The 8,158-nt window shown below is 53.3% G+C and carries 7 protein-coding genes and 1 pseudogene; 6 read left to right on the top strand and 2 right to left on the bottom strand.

What is annotated here, in order from left to right:
- Positions 1 to 125: 125 nt before the first annotated feature.
- The 3 genes and pseudogenes from GWQ22_RS20085 to GWQ22_RS20075 form a co-directional block, all read left to right on the top strand.
- Positions 126 to 314: pseudogene (locus GWQ22_RS20085) on the top strand (GNA1162 family protein); the annotation flags it as partial.
- Positions 315 to 815: 501 nt separating this feature from the next.
- A complete protein-coding gene (locus GWQ22_RS20080; RefSeq protein WP_275931430.1) occupies positions 816 to 2,288 on the top strand; it encodes a GGDEF domain-containing protein in 1,473 nt (490 codons plus the stop codon).
- A 98-nt stretch (positions 2,289 to 2,386) separates the two neighbouring features.
- Entirely contained in the window at positions 2,387 to 3,637 is a 1,251-nt protein-coding gene (locus GWQ22_RS20075) for a DEAD/DEAH box helicase (protein WP_275931429.1), read from the top strand.
- A 46-nt stretch (positions 3,638 to 3,683) separates the two neighbouring features.
- On the opposite strand, the gene GWQ22_RS20070 is transcribed toward GWQ22_RS20075, so the two are convergent.
- Positions 3,684 to 3,827 (bottom strand): hypothetical protein, encoded by a 144-nt coding sequence (locus tag GWQ22_RS20070; protein ID WP_157013490.1) that lies wholly within the window; start codon positions 3,825 to 3,827, stop codon positions 3,684 to 3,686.
- Positions 3,828 to 4,078: 251 nt separating this feature from the next.
- On the opposite strand from GWQ22_RS20070, the gene GWQ22_RS20065 reads away from it, so the two are divergent.
- Entirely contained in the window at positions 4,079 to 5,503 is a 1,425-nt protein-coding gene (locus GWQ22_RS20065) for a DASS family sodium-coupled anion symporter (protein WP_108535793.1), read from the top strand.
- 42 nt (positions 5,504 to 5,545) lie between these two features.
- On the opposite strand, the gene GWQ22_RS20060 is transcribed toward GWQ22_RS20065, so the two are convergent.
- The gene (locus tag GWQ22_RS20060) at positions 5,546 to 5,740 is read right to left on the bottom strand and encodes a hypothetical protein (protein ID WP_275931428.1); all 195 of its coding nucleotides are present in this window, start codon (positions 5,738 to 5,740) and stop codon (positions 5,546 to 5,548) included.
- Between the two features lie 807 nt (positions 5,741 to 6,547).
- Here GWQ22_RS20060 and GWQ22_RS20055 point away from each other — a divergent pair.
- Together GWQ22_RS20055 and GWQ22_RS20050 are read left to right on the top strand one after the other, a co-directional pair.
- Entirely contained in the window at positions 6,548 to 7,696 is a 1,149-nt protein-coding gene (locus tag GWQ22_RS20055) for an AAA family ATPase (protein WP_275931427.1), read from the top strand.
- Complete coding sequence (locus GWQ22_RS20050; protein ID WP_275931426.1) at positions 7,693 to 8,088, top strand: hypothetical protein; 396 nt, start codon at positions 7,693 to 7,695, stop codon at positions 8,086 to 8,088. Before GWQ22_RS20055 ends, GWQ22_RS20050 begins: the two co-directional genes overlap by 4 nt.
- Positions 8,089 to 8,158 lie beyond the last annotated feature (70 nt).

Genomic DNA, 8,158 nt, shown 5'->3' with positions numbered 1-8,158 from the left:
AACAGGGATTGCAGGCTGGAGCTCACTCTGGGAAGGCTGGCAAACACTGCAAAGTAAACTGGACGGCTTTATTGCCGCCAAAGAGATGATGGCTTCGGGGATCAAGATCTGATCAAGAGACAGGTGCAGAACAGCAGAGCAATTCTGGTGGTGGCCTGATCGGCATGCTGGTTGTTGCCGTCGTCAATCAAATTGCCAACACCATTACCGACAAGGGACATGAAATTGCAGGGGTCACCAGCTTCCGGCTGTTGAGTGCCGATATGCCCAATGGCATCCTATACGGCCCCTATGCCCCCAAGTATCAGAAATAACTAATGCGTGACATCCAGATACCAAGAGGGCTACAGCCCTCTTTTTTCTTTCCGCCGTCAGTGAGAGCGACTACTCGTTTCTGATGGGCACCGTCCTTCACAGCCCCCACACTCTTCCTCCTGTCCGCCTTCTGCCGATCCCCTGCTTTTGCTACCATCTCAGCCACGATGAATCGCCCCTGGCTCCCTAGACACCTCACAGCCTTAAAATGAAGCAACCATTGGAGGGGCTGGAAGCAGGCGACGAGCAAGTCAGCCCGTAAAAGAGCGAGGCGAGCACTTCGCCGCAGTGCTGCGGATCGTCGAGTAGCTGGCCGCGCCACGGCTAATCAGGTCATCGTCCTCGGGAATAGGCGACCGCCCATTGCCGGTGGCCGACCCAGGTGTTAGCGATGACCGATGCCTGCCGATTCTCCCGGACTTGCTTTGACGTATACTCCAGCTAGTCTGGCGACCTACCAACAATATCCCCCCACTTTCACTCCGGAGACTCCCCTCACTATGGCTTGGCATAAGGTTAGAAACGAATATTCCAAACTGACGCTGCTGGGAGTAACCCTGCTAATACTGACCGGATTGGGCTCAGTGTTCTATTACACCTATCATAGCCTCCGGCGCGACATGAATCTCATCACCGCCAAGCAGAAGAACGTGTTCGACGTTTTCTACCAGCGGGCCAAGATCCTTGAAGTGGAGAACATGGTCCGCTACGCCGATCTGCACCTAGGGCAGGATATCCCCGCCCCGGTAAACGGGCTAGACACCGACTACCTCTATGGCTTCGACCTGAAAACCCAACAGCGTTTTGCCGATATTCCGCTGCAATATCCGGCCGCCAACCTGCTCAATACCTTCCGTTATGCCCTCTCCTACCCGGAGGTAAACAACATCTATACCCTCTGGAATGACTATCGCTTGATCGGCATGGTGGCCGACAACAATGTGCTGCCCGCCAAGCTGGCGTCGATCGAGATGGATCTGATGGCACAGCCCGCCTGGTATCACTACTTCGGTTGCGCCGATTTTGCGCCCAGCCGCACCTTCTGCAGCGCCGATGAAGCCTTTGTCTCCGATATCGAGATCGACAGCTTCAGCATGCGTAACACCATAGTGATGTACTTCCCCTTCATCCATCAGTCGGGGCTCGGCAGTTACAAATACGGCCTGCTCGGGATCAATATCTCCGTCGATGAGGCGTTTCGGGATGTGCTGCTACCCTTCACCAATATCAACCCGACCCGCGCAGCCGTTTCATTCAACGTTGCCGAACCCTGCCGTCCCTTCCATCTCTGCCTGAAAAAGTCACTGATGCGCACCAAGGCGGGGACGGATCTCTATCTGAAGTGGTCCTACTCCTGGCTCGACTTCATCAAACTGACACTGCACAGCGCCGCCTTCGAGATCTATCTTATCGCCCTGCTGTTGCTGATGGTCACCTGGAAACAGCTCTACCTGCGGCTGCGCGCTCTGGCTCACACCGACCACCTGACCCGACTGCCACGGCGAGACATCCTCAACCAGAGGCTGCTGCACGAGCACGACTACCTGATGATCCTCGATATCGACAACTTCAAGTCTATCAACGATCTGCATGGTCATAGCATCGGCGATGCCGCGCTCACCGCCTTTGCGCGTTATCTCAAGGGCAACATTCGCAAGATCGATACCGCCATTCGCTGGGGAGGGGAGGAGTTTATCGTGCTGTTTAGGGGGATGGGGAATGACGACATGATGAGCCAATCGGCCAAACGCTTGCTAACAAGGCCCCTGCAGATCCCCGAACTGCCAGATCACATCACCTTTTCTGCCGGGGTGATCCGCATCCGCGACTACCTGACGGTCACCGAAGCGGTCCATCTGGCCGATGAGCTGCTCTATCACGTCAAACAGCACGGCAAGCACAACATCGCCTGCTACGAGGGCACAACGATCCGGCTGATCCGCCCGTTGCCGGACGAAGCCGAGTCTGCATAGCCACCTTCTGCCGATCCCCCTGCTTCTGTTACCATCGCGGCCACGATGACTGTTTCTGTCGTGGCCGCTGGCCGCGATAACCCCACACTGGTGCCCCTATGTCCATTGCCTCCTTTGCCGAACTGGCCCTCTCCCCCCGTCTGCAGCAGACCCTGAGCGAGCTCGGCTATGCCGCGCCCCCCCCCATTCAGGCCCGCGCCATTCCCACTATTTTGGCGGGGCGGGATCTGATGGCAGGTGCCCAGACCGGCACCGGCAAAACCGCCGCCTTTGTGCTGCCGCTGCTGGAACAGTTGCTGCAACAACCGCAAGAGGGATCCCCCCGCCCGATCCGCGCGCTGATACTGGTGCCGACCCGCGAGCTGGCGGTGCAGGTCTTTGATAGCGTGGCGCGCTACGGTCAGGGCACCAGCCTCACCAGCACGCAAGTCTACGGCGGAGTGAGCATTGCCGCCCAGGTGGAGGCGCTTCAACAAGGCGTGGATATCCTGATCGCCACCCCGGGGCGGCTGCTTGACCATCTGCGGCAAGGAGCCTTGAGCCTTGGGAGCCTCAGCCATCTGGTGTTTGACGAGGCGGATCGCATGCTCGACATGGGCTTTATGGACGAGATCAAGGCACTGCTGAAACAGATCCCGGCGGATCGCCAGACCCTGCTGTTTTCGGCCACCTGCGATGACAACCTCTACGCCCTGAGCCGCGTATTGCTGCGCGACCCTGAGCTGATTGAAATGGCGCCGCGCAACACCACTGCGGCCGAGGTAGAGCAGCGGGTCTATGCGGTGGATGGCGAGCGCAAGGTGGCGTTGGTGGAGCACCTGATCAAGGTGAAAGGGTGGGCGCCTGTGCTGATCTTCAGCCGCACCCGTCAGGGGGCCGACAAGCTAGCCCAGCAGCTCGGCAAGGCGGGCATCAATGCGCTCGCCTTCCACGGCGATTTGTCGCAAGGGGCGCGGGAAAAAGTGCTGCTGGCGTTTCGCGCCGGCACCCTGCAGGCGCTGGTGGCCACCGACGTGGCAGCCCGTGGCCTCGATATCTTGGATCTCAACTATGTGATTAACCTCGAATTCCCCTTTGTGGCCGAGGATTACGTCCATCGCATCGGTCGCACCGGCCGCGCCGGCAACAAAGGGCTCGCCATCACCTTGTTCAGCCCGGAAGATACGCCGCTGTTGGAGAAGGTGGAAGCGGTGCTCGACACTCGCCTGCCCCAGCAATGGTTCCCGGGCTTTGAGCCGGATCTGACCCGCTTTGAGCCCGAGCCGCGCGGCAACGGCAAGGCCGCCCAGAAGCAGCGCGCCAGAAAGCAAGCGCTCTCTGGCAACCAGGGTGGCAAGGGCAAGCGTTAAGCCGCATCAATACCCCCGACAAAAACGCCCGCACGGGCGTTTTTTGTTATTCGATACAAGCCAACTCCCCCTTGGCGACCCACTGCGCCAGCCACACCTTGAAGACGAAACCGATAACGATGCTGACCAGCGAGGCCCACATCCCTGTGATAAAGGCCTGCTTCAGCCGAACGAGGGATTTATATTGCATATCAATTGCTTATTACTACAAGTCCAGAGAGGAAAAGATCTTATGGGAGGATCCGCATTGAGAACACCCCTCTTTAGGTCAGCCATCAAGCGCCCTCACATCGCCATTTATCAGGGCCACCCCCACCCTCTATGTCACCAGCCACTCCTTTGGCATGATTGTTACATTAGGAATCTTTCAACTCCCCTTTTATAGTGTGGGTTCAAATGCAACTTCAATCGCTAACCTCGATACATCAAATAAGAGATCTCATGAAAAAAATCACGCCCCCCCGGTTAGCCGCACTCTGCATAGTGTTGCTGGCGGCCCTCTGTTGGTCACTCCCCACTCCGACCGGGCTCGCTCCGGCGGCCTATCACACGGCCATTCTGTTTATCGCCACCATTCTGGTCATCGTGACCAACATAGCGCCGACCGGCTATATCGCCATTATCTCTCTGACCCTCTATGCCGTACTGCGCGCCGGTGGCGAAGCGACCCCCAAGGCGGCCATTGACGGTGCACTGGTCGATTTCAACCATCCGTTGATCTGGCTGATCGTGATCGCCTTCATGATCGCCAGCGCCTTTGCCAAGACCGGGCTCGGCAAGCGTATCGCCTTGTTGCTGCTCAGCCGCTTTGGCCAATCCACCCTGCGCTCCGCCTACTGTCTGGCGGTGGCCGACTTTATTCTGGCCCCTGCCACTCCGAGCAATACGGCGCGCGCGGCCATTGTCGCCCCCATTGCCAACTCGCTCGCCAAAACCATCAACAAGGATGACCGCAAGCTGGGCCAGTTCCTGCTCTCCAGCGTCAGCGCCATGAATGACGCCTCGGCGGTCGCCTTCAGCACCGGTTTTGCCGGTAATCTGGCATTGGTGGGCATTGCCGCCAGCGTCGCGGGCATGGCCATCGGGTTTCGGGACTGGGCGCTCTACCTGCTGCCACCGGCCATCGGCCTGTTGCTGGTCATCCCATTTGTGCTCTATCTGGTGATCCGGCCCGAAACCCGTGACACGCCGGATGCCCCGCGCTTCGCCCGGGAAGAGCTGGCCAAAATGGGCCCCCTCTCCCGCCACGAGAAGAGCCTGTTGGGTGTGTTTGTCGGGCTGGTCGTGCTCTGGGTCGGCGGCAGCACGTTGGGACTGGATGCCACGACCGTCGCCTTTCTCGGTCTGGCCGCCCTGCTGCTGCTCGGCGTACTGAATTGGGATGATGTCAAAGGCAACAGCGCCGCCTTCGATACCCTGATCTGGTTTAGCGTACTGATGGGGATGGCCGACAACCTGAAACGGGTTGGTTTCACCGGTTGGCTGGGTGATGAACTCTCCCACTTTATGCACAACATGCTGGGCGGTTTTGGCACCATCCCCATGCTGCTGGTGGTGATGGGTCTCTACCTGTTTACCTCCTATGCCTTTGCCTCGGCCACCGCCAAGGTCGTTGCGCTGGCACCCGTGATTGCCGGTGCCCTGCTGGCGGTCGGCGTGCCCAAGGAGATGGTGATCTTCAGCATCGCCGCCATCACCAACGTGGGCTGTAACCTGGCAACCTACTCCCACGCCCGCATCCCGCTGTTGCTGGGGATGGGTTATCACACCAGCGCGGAGTGGATGCGCATCGGTCTGGTGATCGCCCTGGTGGGCTTTGTCGTGGTGATGTCTATCGGTTTGACCTGGTGGCAATTCCTGATCTGACACCATGAGGGCCCATCACGGGCCCTCATCCATTGATGCCTCTCAAGCTCCGGCATCCGCCTTGAAGAGATCGTGGTAGTGATCGATAAGCGCAGGGCCCTGTAGCGGCGATTCGTGACCACAGATCACCCTCTTGATCGGCAGCGGCATCCCTTTAAGCCGCGCCAGCGGCCGGGGATAGGCCTTCATATCGGCAAAGCCCAGATTGCCCAGCGTCTCCTTGAAGTAACCTTTCATCCTCTTGCTCCCTCGACAGATCCAGCCCCTTGCCCCCCAGTGGCAAACCGGGCCTTTTACGCAGTGAGCAGAAGATACGGGGGATGAGTGGGGGGAAAATCGGCTGCTGTGATGACAAGGTGAAGCCTGGAGGAAGTCAGGATCGAACCAAGAAAAATTGCGGTTGGTAGTGCGAGGAATGGAGAGAGGTAAAGGCTCACCCCATACCATCACCGCCGTGATGTAGGGACGATTAGCGCAGCGTAATCGTCCGCATACCGCCGGCACCGAGTCATGGCAAAACAGGCAGGAAACTCTGGATATCAGCGGCTTCTCGGAGACCTCCCTTTCGCGATCGTCCGAATACGCTTCGCTATTCGAACCTACAACACAGATAGCGACCCCTCACCCTAACCCTCTCCCGAGGGAGAGGGGATGGCCCGAGCCAATTCCAAAGCCCCATCCCCACCCGTGCCTCGCACGTAAAGCACTGTCAGCTGAACCGTTTTGCTCCCTTCTCCCCTCGCGGGAGAAGGGTCGGGGATGAGGGGGAGGTAACAATAAGTCCCATCATGTAGGGTCGATTAGCGCAGCGTCATCGTCCGCATAACGCCGCGCACCTAGTCATGGCAAGAAAGGTAGGAAACTCTGGATGTCTACGGCTTCTCGGCCACCTTTCGCGATCGTCCAAATACGCTTCGCTATTCGAACCCACGCCACCTTAAGCAAGACTTTTGTCACGTTAAGACAAAAAAAACAGATAAGACTTTATTGTTTCTTTGCACTCTGATATTTTATTAATAAATCTGATCAAATAGAGTCTACACAATGTTATTAGAATATGGCGTTAAAAATTTTTTCTGCTTCTACGAAGGAGTAAACGTATCCTTCAAATTGCCTGCGAACTGCCCTGATAATATATCAATGGGGAATGATATCTCTAATATTTTATGCTTAAAGGGTAAAAATGGATCGGGTAAAACCAACTTATTAAAAGGCTTATCTTTTCTAGGTGAGTTTTGTACAAACTCATTCTCCTATAAACCCGACGAAAAAATAACTTTAGAGAACTTTTATAATAATAATGAAGACACGGAATTTTATATCGAATTCAGAGTAGATAACATCACTTACATTTATGAGTTGACTTTAAACAAAGAACATGTGGTTAAAGAGACTTTATTTAGAAAGGAAAGAAGAAAATCTAAAATAATAGAGAGAGATGGTGATAGGTTTTCTTTACTGACCTCTGAGTTCTCTCAACTAAAAAACATAAAACTCAGAAAGAATGCATCATTTATTAGTATTGCTAATCAATATGATTTTGATGAGTTAGAGGCACTCACAATTGTTTATATGTTCTTTAATAGCATTATAAGCAACGTTATTCATATTGGGCTTTCTGAGTGGAGTCCAAGCATTGATGTTGTGAGTGAAATGTATTTTCATGACCCCGACATGCTAGAGTTTGCAAAAAATATAATAATAGCTTGTGACACTGGGATATCAAACATTGAAATACTTAAGAAAAAAGATAGTAATGATGAAGAGCGATTTATACCGGTCTTTACTCATACAGTTAAAGGAATTAACAAGAAAATTTTATTCCAGACTGAATCAAGTGGAACGAAATCACTTTTCATCCAACTTGCAAAATATAAATGCATTCTAGATATAGGCGGCATTCTTTGTCTGGATGAGTTTGATATAAATCTTCACCCTCATATTTTACCGGTGCTATTATCTTTGTTCTTAGATAAGAAAACCAATACAAATCAATCTCAAATAATATTTACCACACATAACTCAGAAATAATAGACTTTTTGGGTAGATATAGAACCTATATTGTAGAAAAGACCGAGAATGAAAGTTTTGCATACAGATTAGATGAAATATCCGGTGATATTTTGAGAAATGACAGACCAATATTGCCTATCTATAACTCAGGGAAAATTGGTGGAGTCCCTAAGCTATGAGTTTCATAAATACAAGAAAGAATGCATTCCTAGAATCTATACCGAAGGTCAGCATTGAAGATAAATGTGACTATATCGCAAGGAAATGCAAATTTAATTTTTCTTATTTTGATCATACTCAAGAACCAGCACAAAACTTTTCTGACTGGTCAAATGAACAATTACTAAAGTTTTTATGGAAACTTCATGAGTATAGTAAAGAGTCTTTACTTCACTGGCAAAAAATGCCTGTTGGGAAGAAAAGCGGGCATGTTTTAGAAATATACAAAAGCTTTCCTAACAAATCTGATTTTTCACATCCCAAGCACGTTCCTCATCAAGCACAGTGGGGACGATTTGTAAGCGCCCCTGAATCAGCACCTGTTTTTACTGAGATCACCTCGGCACACTGAAACCCATCGTATCTACGTTGGGATTTCCGCTATGACCACTCAAGAACGCGTTGATTTTTGGCAGCGCCAG

The sequence above is a fragment of the Aeromonas sp. 1HA1 genome (assembly GCF_029237385.1).
In the GTDB taxonomy this organism is placed as follows: domain Bacteria; phylum Pseudomonadota; class Gammaproteobacteria; order Enterobacterales; family Aeromonadaceae; genus Aeromonas; species Aeromonas popoffii.
Note: the sequence above shows the minus strand (reverse complement) of the source record. Positions and strands in the feature narration are given on the sequence as shown.

Bases quoted from the DNA above. Each gene is read 5' to 3' on its own strand.
- GWQ22_RS20080 (WP_275931430.1), top strand. From the start codon at position 816: ATGGCTTGGCATAAGGTTAGAAACGAATATTCCAAACTGACGCTGCTG.
- GWQ22_RS20075 (WP_275931429.1), top strand. From the start codon at position 2,387: ATGTCCATTGCCTCCTTTGCCGAACTGGCCCTCTCCCCCCGTCTGCAG.
- GWQ22_RS20070 (WP_157013490.1), bottom strand. From the start codon at position 3,827: ATGCAATATAAATCCCTCGTTCGGCTGAAGCAGGCCTTTATCACAGGG.
- GWQ22_RS20065 (WP_108535793.1), top strand. From the start codon at position 4,079: ATGAAAAAAATCACGCCCCCCCGGTTAGCCGCACTCTGCATAGTGTTG.
- GWQ22_RS20060 (WP_275931428.1), bottom strand. From the start codon at position 5,740: ATGAAAGGTTACTTCAAGGAGACGCTGGGCAATCTGGGCTTTGCCGAT.
- GWQ22_RS20055 (WP_275931427.1), top strand. From the start codon at position 6,548: ATGTTATTAGAATATGGCGTTAAAAATTTTTTCTGCTTCTACGAAGGA.
- GWQ22_RS20050 (WP_275931426.1), top strand. From the start codon at position 7,693: ATGAGTTTCATAAATACAAGAAAGAATGCATTCCTAGAATCTATACCG.